We start from the raw sequence: 16,381 nt of genomic DNA, 5'->3' as shown, positions 1-16,381 counted from the left end.
GCATGAAACATACATGGCGTTGGTTTGGGCCGGTGGACAAGGTCACGGTAAGGGATGCGGCGCAAGCGGGTGCGGAGGGCATCGTCAGCGCTCTGCACCACATTCCAACCGGTGCCGTCTGGCCGGTGAAGGATATCGCCAAGCGTCACGACGAGATTGCTGCAGGCGGTCTTTATTGGGACGTGGTGGAAAGCGTGCCGGTGTCGGAGGACATCAAAACCCAGACCAGCGATTGGAAAACCCATATCGCCAACTGGCAGGAAACGTTGCGGCGTCTGTCGGCCAGTGGCATTCGCACGGTGTGTTACAATTTTATGCCGGTGCTGGACTGGACGCGCACCGATTTGCGCTGGGAAACCCGCCACGGCGCAAAGGCCATGCGGTTTGATCTGACAGACTTTGCCGCGTTCGATATTTATATTCTCAAACGTCCCGAAGCCAAGGTCGACTATCCAGAATCCTTGGTGGAGGAGGCGGCAAGACGTTTTTCCGACATGCCGGATGCTAAAATCACCGCCTTGGCCAAGAACATTGGCGCGGGCCTGCCGGGTTCTGCGGATGGCTACACGCTGAATCAGCTTCTGGAAAAGCTGCGCAGCTATCAGGGTGTCGACCGTTTAAGGCTGCAAGCCAATCTGGTGGATTTCCTGTCGCACGTCGTGCCGGTGGCGGAAGAGGTGGGCATCAACATCTGCGCGCATGGCGATGATCCGCCGTGGCCGCTGCTCGGTCTGCCACGCATTCTGTCCACCGAAGCGGATTACGCGCATATGCTGGGGCAAGTCGATAGCCGGGCCAATGGCGTAACGCTCTGCACTGGTTCGCTTGGCGCGCACAAGGATAACGACTTGCCGTTCATCGCCAAGCGGTTTGCGGATCGCATCCATTTCGTCCATCTGCGCAATGTCACACGCGAGACGGACACCGTGCCTTGCTCTTTCTTCGAGGACGAACATCTGGAAGGCGGGACGGATATGGTGGCCGTCATCGCAGCACTTCTCGAAGAAGAGAAACGCCGCCGTGCGGAAGGTCGCGAGGATCACCGCATCGCCATGCGCCCGGACCACGGCCAGGAAATTCTGGATGACCAAACACGCGGCGCGCAACCTGGTTATCCGGCTATCGGTCGTCTGAAAGGGCTGGCCGAACTGCGCGGCATAGAGCGGGCGCTTCTGCATTCACAATTCGGTCTGGTGTAAACTATGGAAAAACTATCCTCTTTCACCACATTGCCGCAGGGCGTTTCCGGTCCCGGGTATGATCGAAAAGCGCTCACCCCGGGCATCGTGCATATCGGCCTCGGTGCCTTTCACCGCGCCCATCAGGCCGTATTCACGCATAAAGCATTGGAAAAAAACTTCGGCCCGTGGGGCATCGTTGCGGTCAATTTGCGCTCACCTGAGCCGGTGCGGGCGCTGGCCGAGCAGGACGGGCTTTATTCCGTCATCACGCGTAGCGCGGAAGGCGACCGCGCCGAGGTGATCGGTGCCACGGTCGATTGGCTTTGTGCGGCTGAACGGGGGGAAGATGTTCTGGCCACTCTCGCCAGCCCCGATATCCGCATCGTCACGCTGACCGTCAGCGAAAAAGCCTATGGGCTTGATCCGGTCACCGGCGGTCTAGACCTCAAACATCCAGCTCTCGTTGCTGATATCGCCAACCCGCATGCGCCGGTGGGTGCCGTGGGATTTTTGGTTGAAGGGCTTGCCAGACGGCGGGAACGTGGTGTGCCGCCTTTCACCGTGCTGTGCTGTGACAACCTGCCGTCCAACGGCCATGTGGTGCGCCGTCTGGTGCTGGAGATGGCAACGCGGCGTGATCCTGAACTGGCGCGCTGGATTGCGGATGAGGGCAAATTTCCATGCAGCATGGTGGACCGCATCGTGCCTGCGGCAACTGATGACACGCGAGGTTTGGCGGCAAAATTGCTGGGTGCGGAAGATGCGCTTGCTATCGAAACCGAACCCTTCCTGCAATGGGTGATCGAAGATGATTTCGTGTCCGGTCGTCCTGAATGGGAAGCCGCGGGTGCAGTTTTTGCACAGTCGGTCGAGCCATATGAAAACATGAAGCTTCGCCTGTTGAACGGATCGCACACGTTGATTGCCCATCTGGGCATTCTGCACGATCTGGAATTCGTGCGGGATGTGATGGCCGTTCCTGAGTTCGTTGAAATCGTGAAACGGCATATGCGGGCCGCAACCGCCACGCTCGACCCCGTTCCCGGCATCGATCTACCGTTCTATCGAAACCAGCTTTTAGACCGTTTTGCCAACCCCACCATCGCGCATCGTAACGAGCAGATCGCCATGGACACCAGCCAGAAACTGCCGCAACGCATTCTTGCCGCAGCGGTGGAGATTGTGTCTGAGGGAGGAGATGCGGCGGAATTCGCCTATGTCGTGGCGCTATGGATCGCGTCTATTCACAAGCGCGGTGATCTAAATGACCCGCGCAAGGTGGATATTTTGGCGGCGGCAACGCAGGCCAGCAAACTTGATCCTTCGGCGGTGTTTTTTGCGGTTGAAGGATTGTTTCCGCCCGAATTGGTTGAAAATCGCGTTTGGCGAAGTTTAGTCAATCGTGAGCTTTCCCTCCTCTCGTCATACCGGGCTTGACCCGGTATCCAGCTCGGTGCGTCTGCGCCGAGAAAGACTCTTTTGTGATCAAGTCCGGAATAACGGGTTAATCTACTGTCTTAGCAACAAAAACCCGGCGAGATACTCGCCGGGTTTTTCCGTTTCACATCAATGGATCAATCCATCTTATGAATATCGCGGTCCTTGGTTTCCGGCAGGAACAGCAGGCCGATGACCAGCGTGATGCCTGCGAAAATGATTGGATACCAGAGGCCGTAATAGATATCGCCCTTGGCGGCACTCATGGCGAATGCGGTTGCGGGAAGAAGTCCGCCGAACCAGCCGTTACCGATGTGGTAGGGCAGGGACATGCCGGAGTAGCGGATGCGGGTCGGGAAGAGTTCGACAAGCAAAGCGGCAATCGGGCCATAAACCATTGTCACGTAGATGACGAGCACGGTCAGAACCGCGATGATGGCGATCCAGTTGACCGCAGCCGGATCGGCAACCATGGCAAATGCACCGCCGCCAGCGACGGTGTAGACAGCCATTTCCGTGACGCCATTGATTTCCGCAGGTGTGAGCAGCTTGTCAGCCACCAGCTTGTCGGCTGGTACGGTTTTGGCTGGGGTTGCGCGAACGGCATCGACATTGAGGCCCAGTTCAGGGTTGGCGGCAATGAAGCCGTCCAGCTTCACAGCCGGAACCTGAGCGGCACCCCGCACCAGAGGATAACCGCCATCGTGAAGCGCGATGTTGATCTGCTTCTGGAAGGCGCGGTCGCTGGCAGCGGCGTTTGCACCTGCGGCAACAGCGTCGTAGCTGGTGATGGTTTTATCGCCGACTTTTACCGTTGCTGGCTGTCCGGCAGGGCCGTCGACGACATCATAAGGCACCGAGTTTCTGGTCAGAAACGAGGTGGCGATATCGCAAGATGTGGTGAACTTGGCCGTGCCCGTCGGGTTGAACTGGAACCGGCAATCGCCCGGTGCAGCTGTTACCGTTGCACGAACCGAGGCTTGCGCTTGCGCCAGCGCCGGGTTGCCCGCCCATGTCAGTGCCTTGAACAGCGGGAAATAGGTGAGCATCGCCAGAACGAGGCCCGCCATGATGATCGGCTTACGACCAATCTTGTCGGAAAGCCAGCCGAACAGAACGAAGAAGCCGGTGCCGAGAATAAGCGCGCAGGCAACCATGATATTGGCCGACTGTCCGTCCACTTTCAGAATGCTTTGCAAGAAGAACAGCGCGTAGAACTGGCCGGTGTACCAGACAACCGCCTGACCGATGACCGCACCCACAAGGGCGATAATTGCAATCTTTGCATTTTTCCACTGGCCGAAAGCTTCGCTGAGCGGCGCTTTGGATGTCTTGCCCTCTTCCTTCATCTTTTTGAAAGCAGGGGATTCGCTCATCTTCAGACGAATCCAGACTGATACGCCCAGCAGGATGACGGACAGCAGGAACGGAATGCGCCAGCCCCAAGCCGCAAAGGCTTCACGGCCCAGTGCAAACTGCACGCCGAGAATAACGACGAGCGACAGGAAAAGACCGAGTGTTGCCGTGGTCTGAATCCACGATGTGTAATAACCGCGACGGCCATTCGGCGCGTGTTCGGCCACATAGGTTGCCGCACCGCCATATTCACCGCCCAGCGCCAGGCCCTGAAGCATGCGCAGGATGATGAGGATGATGGGAGCTGCAATGCCGATCTGCGAGGCATTTGGCAGCACGCCAACCAGGAAGGTTGAGAAACCCATAATCAGGATGGTGACGAGGAAGGTGTATTTGCGTCCGACGATATCGCCGAGGCGACCGAACACCAACGCGCCGAAAGGGCGAACGAGAAAGCCTGCGGCAAAGGCCAGCAGGGCGAAAATGTTGCGGGTCGTTTCAGGATATTGGCTGAAGAAGTTCGCGCCAATGTAAATGGCCAAGGAGCCATAGAGATAAAAATCGTACCACTCGAAAACCGTTCCCAGAGAAGAGGCGAAAATCACCTTCTTCTCTTCACCCGTCATGGGACGGGCTTTCTCCGCTGTTGCGGTTGCTACATTCGCCATTCTCTGTCCTCCACAGATCGTAAAATGACACATCGCAGCAGCTCGTTTCTCCCCCGAACTGCCCATACGGCGCGATGCACCTGACGGTAGATTGACAGAAAATTAACGAAAGGAAGAGGGATGCTTTCGGCTTATGACTTTAGTCTAAGACGGCGTGTCAAACATTTTGAGGCGAAATTGCAGCGTGTTTGCGCTTGACAGAAAATTCAAACACCATAATAGCTTCTGCCACGAAAAGGAGCACGATTTTGAGCGAACATGTCCAGGACATGGTTGTCATGCACAATCCGGCACAGTCTGCCGGTGCTCCGTCGCGCTTTTCTTATACAATCCGAATTACGGCCAAAACGACGATTAAAACCGTCTAACGTCTCTGGCCCACCGCTCTCTCCCCGGTTTGGTCGGGGGAAGAAGGAAGCCGCAGTTCTTGCGGGTTCCCCTCACCAAAAAGAGGAGAGGCAGAAAGAGAGCTTAATCATGGGTTTCAAAGTTGCTATCGCAGGCGCCACCGGCAATGTCGGTCGCGAAATGCTCAATATTCTCGCAGAACGCGGGTTCCCGGCAGATGAAGTGGTGGCTTTGGCCTCTGCTCGCAGCCAAGGCACGGAAGTTTCCTACGGCGACCGCACGCTCAAGGTCTCCAACATGGAGAACTATGATTTCTCCGATACCGACATTTGCTTGATGTCTGCCGGTGGCGATATTTCCAAGAAGTGGTCGCCAAAGATCGGTGCGCAGGGTTGCGTCGTCATCGATAACTCTTCTGCATGGCGTTATGATCAGGACGTTCCGTTGATCGTTCCTGAGGTGAATGCCGATGCCATCGAAGGCTTTAGAAAGCGCAACATCATTGCAAACCCCAATTGCTCCACGGCGCAGCTCGTTGTTGCCCTGAAGCCTTTGCATGATGCGGCCAAGATCAAGCGCGTCGTTATTTCCACCTACCAGTCCGTATCCGGGGCCGGCAAGGAAGGCATGGACGAGCTGTTCCAGCAGACCCGCGCCGTCTTCGTGGCCGACCCTGTTGAAACCAAGAAGTTCACCAAGCGCATCGCCTTCAACGTCATTCCGCACATCGATGTGTTCATGGAAGACGGTTACACGAAGGAAGAGTGGAAGGTTCTGGCCGAAACCAAGAAGATGCTGGACCCGAAGATCAAGGTCACTTGCACAGCCGTGCGCGTTCCAGTTTTCATTGGCCATTCGGAATCGGTGAACATCGAGTTTGAAAACGAAATCACCGCCGATCAGGCCCGCGATATTCTGCGCGAAGCACCCGGTTGCCTCGTCATCGACAAGCACGAAGATGGCGGTTACATCACGCCAATCGAGTGCGCTGGCGAAGACGCGACCTTCATTTCGCGTATCCGCGAAGATGCAACGGTTGAAAACGGCCTGAACATCTGGGTGGTTTCCGACAATCTGCGCAAGGGTGCAGCACTGAACGCCATTCAGATTGCCGAGCTTTTGATCAACCGTGGCTTGATTAAGCCGCGCAAGGCAGCAGCTTGATACTGTTTTTTAACAACTATTAACTATAACCCGTTCATTCCACTGCGAGAATGGACGGGTTTTCAGCTTTGTTGCTTATCACGGGTAGTTCATTTGCCGGTTATGACGCTGACAGGCACTTTGAAAATCAGTGAATTCTCAAGTACAAGTGGCGACCGAGCTAGGGCACGTACCCAAAAAATATCGAAGGCAGATTCTGATGCGGGCAATGAAGGCTTTTTCCGTTGGCGTGGTAATAGTTTCAGCACTGGTGGCAACGCCGGTTCTGGCAGCGCAATGCGGCAACACATCGGCGGGGTTTGAGGCCTGGGTTGGTGCGTTCAAGCAGGAAGCAGCGGGCCGTGGGGTCAGCAGCTCGGTTCTCGACCGTGCGTTTTCAAATGTCACCTACAACAAGCCGACCATCAGCGCAGACCGTGGCCAGCACAGCTTCAAGCTTTCCTTCGACCAGTTCATGCAAAAACGTGGCGGTCAGGCCATTATTACCCGTGGCAAGGCGATGAAGAAGAACAATGCCGCATTGTTCGCCAATATCGAGCGCGCTTATGGCGTTCCCGCCGGTCCGCTTCTGGCAATCTGGGGTATGGAAACCGGCTTCGGCGGCTTCCTCGGCAACCAGCATACCCTGTCCGCCGTCGCAACGCTCTCCTATGACTGCCGCCGTTCGGATTATTTCACAGAACAGCTTTACGCCGCTTTGAAACTGGTTGGCAGCGGCTCGCTCAGCACCACAGCAAAGGGAGCTGCCCACGGCGAAATCGGCCAGACACAGTTCCTGCCGGTCAACGTCGTGCGCTACGGCGTAGACTTTGACCGTGATGGCCGCATCGATCTGGTTGGCTCACGCGCCGACGCTCTTGCCTCGACAGCCAACTTCCTGGTCGGTCACGGCTGGCAGCGCGGTGCAGGTTATCAGCAGGGCCAGACGAACTTCGCCGCTATTCAGGGCTGGAACGCCGCAAGCGTTTATCAGCAGGCTATCGCTTACATTGGTAAAGCAATCGACGGTCAATAACTCGACCCATCATCAATGCATTGGGGGCAATACCATTGCCTCACAACTCGCGACTTGATGCGAAACTTTTATGGTGCAAGCTTCCGATCCGTTTGGAGGGATGGAATCGCCATGATTCCGCATGAGGCCATCCTCGGGCTTGCCCCAGCGGCGAGCCGTCGAGCGCTACTGCACCCGCCTAGTCCTTTAATGCGATCATCTCTGCACCGCTGTGTCCAGCGTGTGCAATATCCAAGTTGGTCCACGTCGAAAGCTACAAACCCGCCTGTAAAAAGTTCAAATTGTATCCACTTGGCTACGTCCACATCGACCTCGCCAACGTCGGTAGTTCGCAGAGCGAGCTTCACATCTAGAGTCCCCTCGCGGATTGATTACCCGCTTCGCCCAACTCGAGCAAAACTCTTCTCAATCGCGGTACGGCGAAATCCATGAAGCGCCGCATCTTGATTGGCATCTGACCGCGCTCAGAATGCACGAGGTTGACGGGCGCCGTGTCGGGTTCGAAACGCTCTAGGATAATTTGCAAGCTGCGAGCCTGAACGGCGTCAGCAACCTGATAATGCAATAGCCGCGTGACGCCGACATGGCGAAGTGAGGCGCGAACGGCAGCCTCAGCCGTGGTGACTGACAGGCGCGTCTTGACTGGTACGAGCAGGGACTTTCTGGTTTTCGGGTCATTAAATTTCCATCCAGCCAAAGGTCCGGGACCGTCGAAGGTGATGCACGGCATATTCTGAAGATCGTCCATGGTCTGCGGTGTGCCATGAACGGCAAGAAGTTCCGAGCTGGCGCAGACCACTGTGCGCATTTCACCAATCGTCGTCGAGATCAGTGCACTGTCAGGAAGCCTGCCAATACGCACCGCCATATCGACCTGATCCTCTGCCAGTTGCACGTTTCGATCAAGCAGCAACAGCTTGATGTTGATCTCTGGAAAGGCCGCCAGAAAATCGGTTACGATTGGCAATACATGGATTTGGCCGAACTGAACCGGTGCGGTGATGGTGAGGTCTCCCTTCGGGGCCGTAAATTCACCCGCAACTTCGCGTTCAACCTCGTCCACTTGATCAAGAATGCGGCGCGCCGCCACAAGATAAGTAGCTCCGGCATCGGTCAAGCTGAGTTTGCGGGTCGTGCGGATCAAAAGTTCCGCTCCCAAAACGGCCTCCAGGTTTGAAATCTTCCTAGCAACCGTCGTCAAAGGAACGCGCAACCTGCGAGCAGCGGCAGAAAAGCTGCCGGTTTCCACGACCTCGATCAAGATTGACATGGCCTCAAGCCGATCCATTTGGCTTTCCATTTTTTGGAGAGATGGTTTCCATATTTAGCGTATTATTTCCAAAAAACGATAGGGTTACATTCGCCTTGAGTGGTCACCGATGGAGGGCAACATGTCCTATGGGTTTCTTGATATTGCGATAACACCGAGTGTGCGGGCGGCGCAGGCCGAAATGGGGGCGGACGCTATCTGGTCTGACTTCAGAGGGCACCGGGAATTCGACCAGTTTACGAAAAATGAAACGGCGTTCATTGGCGAGCGTGATGGCTTTTACATGGCGTCGGTCTCAGAGACCGGGTGGCCTTATGTTCAGCATCGCGGCGGGCCGCGTGGCTTTCTCAAGGTGCTGGACGACCGGACATTGGCCTTCGCTGACTACCGCGGCAATCGCCAATACATCAGCACGGGCAACCTTGTGGCCAACGACCGCGCCTGCCTGATTCTCATGGATTATCCAAACCGCGCGCGCCTGAAAATCTACGTGCATGTGGAAAAACTGGCACTCGATGACGAACCGGCCATGACCGAGCTTGTGACCGATAGTGTCTACAGGGCAAAGCTCGAGCGCATTTTTCGATTGCGGCTCGTGAGTTTTGACTGGAACTGCCAGCAGCACATCACGCCTCGCTTCACCCAAGACGAAGTGGTTGCTGCGGTTCAGCCATTGCGAGATCGCATGGCTCAATTGGAAGCAGAAAACGCGGAGCTGCGGGCGAAAATAGGCTGACGTTGAACAGGTAGGACCTCACCCGGTGCCCTGCCGATCGGGTTCGTATCTCTCCTAGGCATTTAAAAAAAGGGCGCGGAAAATCGCGCCCTTCCATTTTCGGTTTTGACACGGCAGGCCTGACGGCCTCCCGCCGACATCATGGGATCGGATCGAACTTCAGTTCGGTCAGCGGAACCACCTTGTCGTTGCGGACGATCTTGTATTCGGTGTTTGGACCAAGCCATTTGTTCCAGATATTGCCGAGTTCGCCGGACGTGTCGAGCGTGCGCAAAACTTCGTTGATCTTTGCGGTCAAGGCCGGTTGGTCCTTTGCCATGCCGATGCCGATCGGCTGGAAAAGCATAGGATCGGGAATCATGCGCATCTTCTTGCCCTTGGTCTGCGACTCGTTGACGAACTTGGTGGTCGTCATCGTATTGGCCACCATGCCGCGGGCCTTGCCTTGCTGTACTGCCAGATAGGCGGAAGCCGTATCCTGGAAGGTCAACGGATCGGACTTGTTGAGCTTGATTGACATTTCAGAGGTCGAGCCTTTGGTGGAGGCGATGCGCTGACCTGCGAAGTCGGCCTTCGACTGGCCTGGATCTTCGTCCGGAACGATCAGCATTTCCTTGGCAAGATAGTAGGGATCGCTGAACTGAATCTGTTCCGCACGGCTGAGCGTGTAGGCAAGGTTGGCGACAGTGATATCGACGCGGCCAAGCTTCACTTCCGGAACGCGAGCCTCAACGGATACGGGTTTGACTTCGGCTTTTACGCCAATCTGGTTGGCAATCGCCTTGCAGAGATCAACGTCGAACCCAACCATTTCGCGGGTCTTCGGATCTGGTGATGCGAACGGCGGCACATCTGCGAATGTTGCGCAGCGCAGCGTCTTGTTCGACATGATGTCGGCGAGCTGGTCTGCATACGCTGGAGCAACCGAAGCCACCGCCGCTAGTGCGAGACTGAGGGTGATGCATTTCATTTTCATGCTGTTCTCCTTTGATTATTATTGAGTTTTTAGTGCCGAAGGTCTGCTAGAAAGCGCTGTGCCCGCGGATGTTTTGGGCTGTTGAAGAATTCTTCAGGCGTCGCCATTTCCAGAATTTGGCCGGCGTCGATGAACCAGATCCGGTCGGCAACATCGCGTGCAAAACCCATTTCGTGGGTCACGCACAACATCGTCATGCCGTCGGCGGCAAGGCTCTTCATGACGGACAAGACCTCGCCAACCATTTCCGGATCAAGCGCGCTGGTCGGTTCGTCGAACAACATGACCGGTGGCTCCATGGCCAGCGCACGGGCAATGGCGACGCGCTGCTGCTGTCCGCCGGACAATTGGCCCGGATAGGCTTTGGCCTTGTCGGCAAGGCCGACACGGTCAAGCAGCAGCAGTGCCTTGTCATGCGCAACACTCGGCGTCACACCCTTGACGCGGATCGGCGACATCGAAACGTTGTCGACGACAGACAGATGCGGGAACAGGTTGAAGCTCTGAAAGACGAAGCCGATACGACTGCGAAGCCTGTTGAGTTCGCTCGTTTTCATTGGGGCGTGGATATTCTGCCCGTCGAAGCTGATGGAGCCACTGTTGATCTCTTCCAGCCGATTGATGGTGCGGATCAGCGTCGACTTGCCGGAACCGGAGGGACCGCAGATGACCACCACCTCTCCACGCCCGACCTCGGCGTCGATGCCTTTGAGCACTTCGTAATCGCCATACCGTTTGGACACCTTGGATATCTGGATAGCGTTATTATCCTGCGGCAATGCTGGGCTTGTCATAGCTGCTCCGATACGATTTTGGCGGGCGCGATCACCGCGGCTGTGGCACGGCCTCCGCCGAGGCCGGCGCGCTTGCGGGTGATGTGGCGCTCAAGACGATGGGCGACGAAGGTGATGCTCCAGCAGATCGCGTAGTAGATGACCGCCAGAATGAGAAAGACCTGAAAGGGCTGGGTCAGCAGCTGATTGTTGACCTGGCTTGCCGCGAAGGTGAGATCGGGAACGTTGATCACATACCCAAGCGTGGTGTCCTTGATGGTCGAGACGAAGGTGGAGAGAATGCTCGGGATCATGTTGTAGAGGGCCTGCGGCAAGATGATGAAGCGCATCGCGCCGAGATAGCTGTGGCCGAGCGCCTTGGCGGCATCCATCTGACCGTGGCCGAGCGACACGATGCCGGCCCTCACCACTTCACTCAAGAACGCGCCCTGATAGATGACCAGCGTGGTCAGCATGGTGACGAAGCTCGGGACATCTGCGCCAGTCAGCAATGGAACCAGAAAATAGCTCCACAGGATCAGCATCAGCAGCGGCACGCCGCGCGTGACATAAACCAGTACGGTCACTGGCCAGCGCAGCAGGCGCCATTTGGAAAGCCGCGCCAGCGCCATCAATATGCTGATCGGAAAGGCCAGCGTGATGCTGAGCGCAGAGAGGATCAGGGTATTGGCAAGACCACCGAGCGGGCCGTTTGGATATTGGCCAATCAGCAGCAGCAGCCAGTAATCCTGGAAGATTGTGATCATATCGGTGATCATGCCCTTGCCCTCCGTGCCGGATCTGCGCGCATCGAGATGAAAGCGCCGGCACCCATCACGAGCAGCGAGAAGAACAGGTAGAGGACGGTGCCGATCAGATAGACCTCGAACGTGCGGAAGCTGAGGTTTTCGATTTCCTTGACTGCATGCGTCAGCTCGGATGCGCCGATGACGATGCCAAGGCTGCTGTTCTTGAACAGTGAAACACTATGATTGATCAGCGGCGGCAGTGCGTTTCGAGCGCCCTGTGGCATCATCACGAACCGCATCGCCGAAAGATATCCGTGGCCGAGAGCCCTTGCTGCTTCCATTTGTCCGGAACTGACCGAACGAAGTCCGGAACGCAGGTCCTCGCTGAAATAGGCTGCCTGGCAGAGACCGAGGCCGATAACGGCAAAAATCGCCTCGGCATTGTGGCTTGCCAGCCAGTAGGTCAGCCAGTCCGGCATCAGTGTGAAGATTCCGAAATACCACAGCATCAGTTGAACCAGTGTGGGTACATTGCGGTGGTAGGAAACATAGCCTGCGACAAACGCGTTGCCGAAACGACCGGGCGAAAAGCGCAGTGCGAGAAGCAGGATCGCCAGCGTCATTGCGAGCAGCCAAGAACCGATGGCAATCACGAAGGTCATTTCGATGCCATGAATGAGCATCGAGACATACTCGGGATTGGTCAGGATCGCTGAGAGGTCGAACCCGCTCACGGCCTTGATACCGCTGGTTTGACGCGAGGCGTTTCCGGGCGCGCCGTCTGTAGACCGCCCATCACCTGAAGGGTGGGAGTGATTTCCATGTGGCCAATATTGACGGCTATCGGAGCCCCGATCGCATAGGCGATGGCATCGGCGATATCGGATGCTTCCGGTAGTTCGAAGCCATCGATGAAGCGTTCGCGGATCGACGGATCATCACCATGCACATGTGAAAAAATATCGGTTGCGACGCGGCCGGGGCAGATCTCCGTCACCCTGACGCGCTTGCCGAAAGCATCGACACGCAACTGGTTGGACAGCATGCTGACAGCAGCCTTGGTCGCGTGATAGGACGAATTCCCACCGAAATTATAAGCGCCAGCGATCGAGGAAATGTTGATCACATGCCCGTTGTCGCGGGCGACCATGCCCGGCACGACCATGCGGCAGAGATGCAGGACGGCACGCAGATTGACGTCGATGATAAGATCGATATCGCCATCGTCTGCCTGGAGAAACTTCTTCGGGCGGTCAACACCGGCATTGTTGATGAGAATGTCGAACTCTATGCGGCTTGTCAGTTCCGTGAGCGCAGCGCGGTCGGTGACATCGATCGCGTGAGGAATGCAGCCTGTTCTTTCGGCCAGTTTCTGCAATGGCTCGGCGCTACGAGCCAGAGCATGGACTTCGATATTCTCCCGGCGCAACCGTTCGACAACGGCTGCTCCAATTCCGGAAGACGCTCCGGTGACCAATGCGGTCCTGTAATCGGAAAATGACATTCTTTTTCCCCGTCTGTTTTCTGTACACTAATGGAACTTGTGGGCGCTGAATAAGACCGATTATCTCTGGAGCAATAAGCAAGCCTTATGGTGTTGAAAGATTGTGCAATTGGGTATCCGGCACGCCCGCTATTTTTGCAGCCGTCAGTGAATTTATGGCATTAAGCCTCTGAAATATAATGATTTTGGATTTGCAAAACAAAGGCAAGCCTATATGATAAGCGGAAAGACAAACGGACTAAAATCAGCGCGATGGATATCAGACGGCTTAAATCCTTTATCGTTATCGTCGATACCGGCAGTATTACGCGCGCCGCCGATATCCTGCATGTCGCGCAACCCGCGCTGAGCCAGCAGATCGCCGCGCTGGAAGAGCATTTCGGACAGAAACTTCTTCTGCGCAGTCAACAGGGCGTCAGCATGACTGACGCCGGGCACGCTGTTTATCGCCACGCCCAGATCATCCTGCGGCAGATGGAACAGGCGCAGGCGGATGCTTCCGCCGCAGGTAATTCGCTAGCCGGTCGTGTATCGGTCGGCCTTGTGCCGTTTAGCAGCGCCGCGACACTTTCCGTGGAACTGCTGGCGGAAACCCGCAAGCGACATCCTGGCATTCTTCTGCACCTGACCGAAAGTGTCGGCCAGACCTACAGCCAGATGATTATGACCGGTAGACTGGAAATGGCGCTGATCCATGGAACCGGACCGATCAAGGGCGTCAAGTTCGAGCCGATCCTCAGCGAAGAGTTCTTCCTCGTCGCGCATCCGAATTTTGCGATCGAGGCCGACGATAAGCCGGTCAATGTCACGGCGCTGGATGGTCTGCCACTGCTGATGCCACCGGCTTACAATTTTGTCAGACGCGCTGTCGATACCGCTTTCACACGTAGCCGGGTTAACCTCAAAGTGGTCGGTGAAGTGGAAATCGTCAGGACTCTGACGCGGGCAGTGAGTGCCGGGCTGGGTGCGACGATCATGCCGCGGGCGATTGCTGACCGGATTTTGACAGAGTCGAGCGAGCCGCTGATCTGCCGGATGGTCTCGCCCCGCATCGACGAGACGCTTTCGCTCTGTGTCGCCGATGGTATCTCGATGTCAGAACCTGCTGCTGCGGTTCGTGACATTCTGCTAGAGTTGACCGCGCGACTGAAAACGCCGCGCGGCCAATAGGAAATTAGCGAAGTTCAGAGCAGAACTGGCTGATACGGGCGCAAGCTTCGGTCAGTTTTTCCATGCTGGTGGCATAAGAAATTCGGAAGAACGGGCTCATCCCATAGGCCGCGCCTTGGACCGTCGCGACGTGATGTTCGTTGACCAGGGCCATGACGAAGTCCGTATCCGTCTCGATCTTGTGACCAGCCTTCGATGTTTTGCCGATCAGGCCAGACATATTCGGGAAGATATAGAACGCGCCCTCCGGCTTGTGGCAGCGCAGGCCGTCAATATTGGCCAGTTCCGAAAGCACGAAATCGCGGCGCTGCTTATAAATCGCGGCGCGCTCCTTCAAGAGATTCTGTGGCCCGTCGAGTACCGCAACAGCAGCGGCTTGCACAACTGTTGCCGTGCCGCCACCGTTCTGACCGTTGACATTGCTGATAGCCGAAATCAAATCTTTCGGGCCACCGCAAAAACCAAGCCGCCAGCCGGTCATCGCATATGCTTTCGATGCGCCGTTCATGGTCAGCACGCGGTCGTAAAGGCGCGGCTCGACCTCGGCGATCGTGCAGAATTCAAAATCGTCGTAGATCAGGTGTTCATAGATATCGTCTGTCATGATCCACACATGAGGGTGACGCAGCATGACTTCGGCAATCGCTTTCATTTCCTCGCGCGAGCAGGCGGCGCCCGTCGGATTGTTGGGGAAATTCAGAAACAGCCATTTGGTGCGCGGGGTGATCGCCGCCTCGAGGTCTTCGGCGCGGAGTTTGAATCCAGCCTGCTGCGGGCAGGCGACCGGCACTGGAACGGCACCAGCGAATTTAACGATATCGGCGTAGCTGATCCACGACGGTGTCGGGATCACCACTTCGTCGCCCGGATTACAGGTCGCCAACATCGCGTTGAAGATCACCTGCTTGCCACCGCCTGAAACGATGATCTGGCTTGCATCGTAATCGAGATTGTTATCGCGCTTGAACTTGCGCGAGATCGCGGCCTTCAGAGCCGGGGTGCCATCCATAGAAGGATATTTGGTATCTCCAGCCAGTGCTGCGGCATGTGCGGCGTCGATGGCATTCGACGGCGTGGCGAAATCAGGTTCGCCAGCCGACAGGCTGATGACATTGACACCCTGCGCGGCAAGGTCGCGTGCACGCTGGGTCATTGCGGCGGAGGCGGAGATGGAGACGTTCTTGAGACGATCGGCGATTGCTGGCATCGGACTTGGCTTTCGGTGACGTTGAATACAAGGATGATTACGAGGACTTACCCGACGATTTCGGATGCCGGAGCAAGTGTCGCCCCCGTCGCTTCGATCTCGCTGCGGACGATCCGCGCAAGCTCCAGCGATCCCGGCGTATCGCTGTGGACGAGAATGGAACGGGCCGGCATAGAGAGTGTGGTACCCTCGATTGTGGTCACAGTGCCATCTTTGAGGAACTGCCGGACGCGGGCGCGTAGAGTGTTCTCCTGCTTGATCACGGCTCCCGGAAGGCCGCGCGCCACCAGTTTGCCATCTGCGGTATAGGCACGGTCAGCAAGGAAAAGCAGCAGCGATTTCAGTCCCGCCCGTGTCGCCGCGTTGGCAATAACGCTGCCGGGCATGGCAAAGACGATGAGATTGGGATCGATGGTGCGGATCGTGTCCATCATCAGGTCGGCAAGGTGTGGATCGCGGTTGACCATGTTGCCCATCGCCGCATGGAAGCTGATATGCGCCACGGATACCTGTTCTGCCTTGGCAATCGCCGTCAGTGCACCCAGCTGATATAGCATCTGCTGGCGCAGTTCGTCGTTGGAGAACGGCATGTCCCGCCGACCAAAACCCTGCCTGTCCGGCAGGCCGGGATGAGCGCCGACGCCAACACCGTTGGCTTTTGCGAGACGCACCATGCGGGCCATTGTATCCGGGTCACCGGCGTGAAAACCGCAGGCGATATTGGCCGAGGAAACGACCTTCATCAACGCTTCGTCGTCGCAGAGGCTGTAAGGACCAAAGCCCTCACCCATGTCGGAATTCAAGTCGATCTTCATGGCTTTCTTCCC

General features: G+C 56.6%; 15 protein-coding genes. 6 read left to right on the top strand and 9 right to left on the bottom strand.

Features of this window, described 5'->3' with window-relative positions:
• Positions 1-2 precede the first annotated feature (2 nt).
• The gene (gene uxuA, locus RMR16_RS18110) at positions 3-1,199 is read left to right on the top strand and encodes a mannonate dehydratase (RefSeq protein WP_320198706.1); all 1,197 of its coding nucleotides are present in this window, start codon (positions 3-5) and stop codon (positions 1,197-1,199) included.
• A gap of 3 nt (positions 1,200-1,202) precedes the next feature.
• Positions 1,203-2,618, top strand: a complete 1,416-nt coding sequence (locus tag RMR16_RS18105; RefSeq protein WP_320198705.1) for a mannitol dehydrogenase family protein — start codon at positions 1,203-1,205, stop codon at positions 2,616-2,618.
• Between the two features lie 137 nt (positions 2,619-2,755).
• Here the strand turns inward: RMR16_RS18105 and RMR16_RS18100 are convergent, their stop codons facing one another.
• Positions 2,756-4,642 carry an MFS transporter gene (locus RMR16_RS18100; RefSeq protein WP_320198704.1) on the bottom strand — a complete coding sequence of 629 codons (1,887 nt, stop codon included), beginning with the start codon at positions 4,640-4,642 and terminating at the stop codon, positions 2,756-2,758.
• 477 nt (positions 4,643-5,119) lie between these two features.
• Here RMR16_RS18100 and RMR16_RS18095 point away from each other — a divergent pair, with 477 nt between their 5' ends.
• Together RMR16_RS18095 and RMR16_RS18090 are read left to right on the top strand one after the other, a co-directional pair.
• Complete coding sequence (locus RMR16_RS18095; protein WP_320198703.1) at positions 5,120-6,154, top strand: aspartate-semialdehyde dehydrogenase; 1,035 nt, start codon at positions 5,120-5,122, stop codon at positions 6,152-6,154.
• Between the two features lie 199 nt (positions 6,155-6,353).
• On the top strand, positions 6,354-7,169 hold the full coding sequence (locus tag RMR16_RS18090; protein WP_320198702.1) for a lytic murein transglycosylase: 816 nt from the start codon (positions 6,354-6,356) through the stop codon (positions 7,167-7,169).
• A 349-nt stretch (positions 7,170-7,518) separates the two neighbouring features.
• On the opposite strand, the gene RMR16_RS18085 is transcribed toward RMR16_RS18090, so the two are convergent.
• Positions 7,519-8,457, bottom strand: a complete 939-nt coding sequence (locus RMR16_RS18085) for a LysR family transcriptional regulator (protein ID WP_320198701.1) — start codon at positions 8,455-8,457, stop codon at positions 7,519-7,521.
• 103 nt (positions 8,458-8,560) lie between these two features.
• Between RMR16_RS18085 and RMR16_RS18080 the strand changes: the two genes are divergently transcribed.
• Positions 8,561-9,175 (top strand): pyridoxamine 5'-phosphate oxidase family protein, encoded by a 615-nt coding sequence (locus RMR16_RS18080; RefSeq protein ID WP_320198700.1) that lies wholly within the window; start codon positions 8,561-8,563, stop codon positions 9,173-9,175.
• A 139-nt stretch (positions 9,176-9,314) separates the two neighbouring features.
• On the opposite strand, the gene RMR16_RS18075 is transcribed toward RMR16_RS18080, so the two are convergent.
• From RMR16_RS18075 to RMR16_RS18055, 5 genes are read right to left on the bottom strand one after another with little or no spacing between them, the layout of a single operon-like run.
• Positions 9,315-10,151, bottom strand: coding sequence for an ABC transporter substrate-binding protein (locus RMR16_RS18075; protein WP_320198699.1), 837 nt, complete (start codon positions 10,149-10,151; stop codon positions 9,315-9,317).
• 29 nt (positions 10,152-10,180) lie between these two features.
• Complete coding sequence (locus RMR16_RS18070; RefSeq protein ID WP_320198698.1) at positions 10,181-10,945, bottom strand: amino acid ABC transporter ATP-binding protein; 765 nt, start codon at positions 10,943-10,945, stop codon at positions 10,181-10,183.
• Complete coding sequence (locus RMR16_RS18065) at positions 10,942-11,703, bottom strand: amino acid ABC transporter permease (RefSeq protein WP_320198697.1); 762 nt, start codon at positions 11,701-11,703, stop codon at positions 10,942-10,944. Before RMR16_RS18065 ends, RMR16_RS18070 begins: the two co-directional genes overlap by 4 nt.
• Complete coding sequence (locus RMR16_RS18060) at positions 11,700-12,407, bottom strand: amino acid ABC transporter permease (protein ID WP_320198696.1); 708 nt, start codon at positions 12,405-12,407, stop codon at positions 11,700-11,702. Before RMR16_RS18060 ends, RMR16_RS18065 begins: the two co-directional genes overlap by 4 nt.
• Entirely contained in the window at positions 12,404-13,177 is a 774-nt protein-coding gene (locus RMR16_RS18055; RefSeq protein ID WP_320198695.1) for an SDR family oxidoreductase, read from the bottom strand. Before RMR16_RS18055 ends, RMR16_RS18060 begins: the two co-directional genes overlap by 4 nt.
• A gap of 252 nt (positions 13,178-13,429) precedes the next feature.
• On the opposite strand from RMR16_RS18055, the gene nac reads away from it, so the two are divergent.
• A complete protein-coding gene (nac, locus tag RMR16_RS18050; protein ID WP_320198694.1) occupies positions 13,430-14,347 on the top strand; it encodes a nitrogen assimilation transcriptional regulator NAC in 918 nt (305 codons plus the stop codon).
• A gap of 4 nt (positions 14,348-14,351) precedes the next feature.
• Here nac and RMR16_RS18045 read toward each other — a convergent pair whose 3' ends face one another.
• Together RMR16_RS18045 and RMR16_RS18040 are read right to left on the bottom strand one after the other, a co-directional pair.
• On the bottom strand, positions 14,352-15,554 hold the full coding sequence (locus RMR16_RS18045; RefSeq protein ID WP_320198693.1) for a pyridoxal phosphate-dependent aminotransferase: 1,203 nt from the start codon (positions 15,552-15,554) through the stop codon (positions 14,352-14,354).
• Between the two features lie 47 nt (positions 15,555-15,601).
• Positions 15,602-16,369 (bottom strand): 5-oxoprolinase subunit PxpA, encoded by a 768-nt coding sequence (locus tag RMR16_RS18040; RefSeq protein WP_320198692.1) that lies wholly within the window; start codon positions 16,367-16,369, stop codon positions 15,602-15,604.
• Between the last annotated feature and the right edge of the window lie 12 nt (positions 16,370-16,381).

The organism is Agrobacterium sp. rho-13.3, from assembly GCF_033957765.2.
Lineage (GTDB): Bacteria > Pseudomonadota > Alphaproteobacteria > Rhizobiales > Rhizobiaceae > Agrobacterium.
Note: the sequence above shows the minus strand (reverse complement) of the source record. Positions and strands in the feature narration are given on the sequence as shown.

Coding starts and splice junctions, on each gene's coding strand:
- RMR16_RS18065 (WP_320198697.1), bottom strand. CDS start 11,703: ATGATCACCGATATGATCACAATCTTCCAGGATTACTGGCTGCTGCTG.
- RMR16_RS18095 (WP_320198703.1), top strand. CDS start 5,120: ATGGGTTTCAAAGTTGCTATCGCAGGCGCCACCGGCAATGTCGGTCGC.
- RMR16_RS18085 (WP_320198701.1), bottom strand. CDS start 8,457: ATGGATCGGCTTGAGGCCATGTCAATCTTGATCGAGGTCGTGGAAACC.
- RMR16_RS18040 (WP_320198692.1), bottom strand. CDS start 16,369: ATGAAGATCGACTTGAATTCCGACATGGGTGAGGGCTTTGGTCCTTAC.
- RMR16_RS18105 (WP_320198705.1), top strand. CDS start 1,203: ATGGAAAAACTATCCTCTTTCACCACATTGCCGCAGGGCGTTTCCGGT.
- RMR16_RS18055 (WP_320198695.1), bottom strand. CDS start 13,177: ATGTCATTTTCCGATTACAGGACCGCATTGGTCACCGGAGCGTCTTCC.
- RMR16_RS18080 (WP_320198700.1), top strand. CDS start 8,561: ATGTCCTATGGGTTTCTTGATATTGCGATAACACCGAGTGTGCGGGCG.
- RMR16_RS18090 (WP_320198702.1), top strand. CDS start 6,354: ATGCGGGCAATGAAGGCTTTTTCCGTTGGCGTGGTAATAGTTTCAGCA.
- uxuA (WP_320198706.1), top strand. CDS start 3: ATGAAACATACATGGCGTTGGTTTGGGCCGGTGGACAAGGTCACGGTA.
- RMR16_RS18100 (WP_320198704.1), bottom strand. CDS start 4,642: ATGGCGAATGTAGCAACCGCAACAGCGGAGAAAGCCCGTCCCATGACG.
- RMR16_RS18070 (WP_320198698.1), bottom strand. CDS start 10,945: ATGACAAGCCCAGCATTGCCGCAGGATAATAACGCTATCCAGATATCC.
- RMR16_RS18075 (WP_320198699.1), bottom strand. CDS start 10,151: ATGAAAATGAAATGCATCACCCTCAGTCTCGCACTAGCGGCGGTGGCT.
- RMR16_RS18045 (WP_320198693.1), bottom strand. CDS start 15,554: ATGCCAGCAATCGCCGATCGTCTCAAGAACGTCTCCATCTCCGCCTCC.
- nac (WP_320198694.1), top strand. CDS start 13,430: ATGGATATCAGACGGCTTAAATCCTTTATCGTTATCGTCGATACCGGC.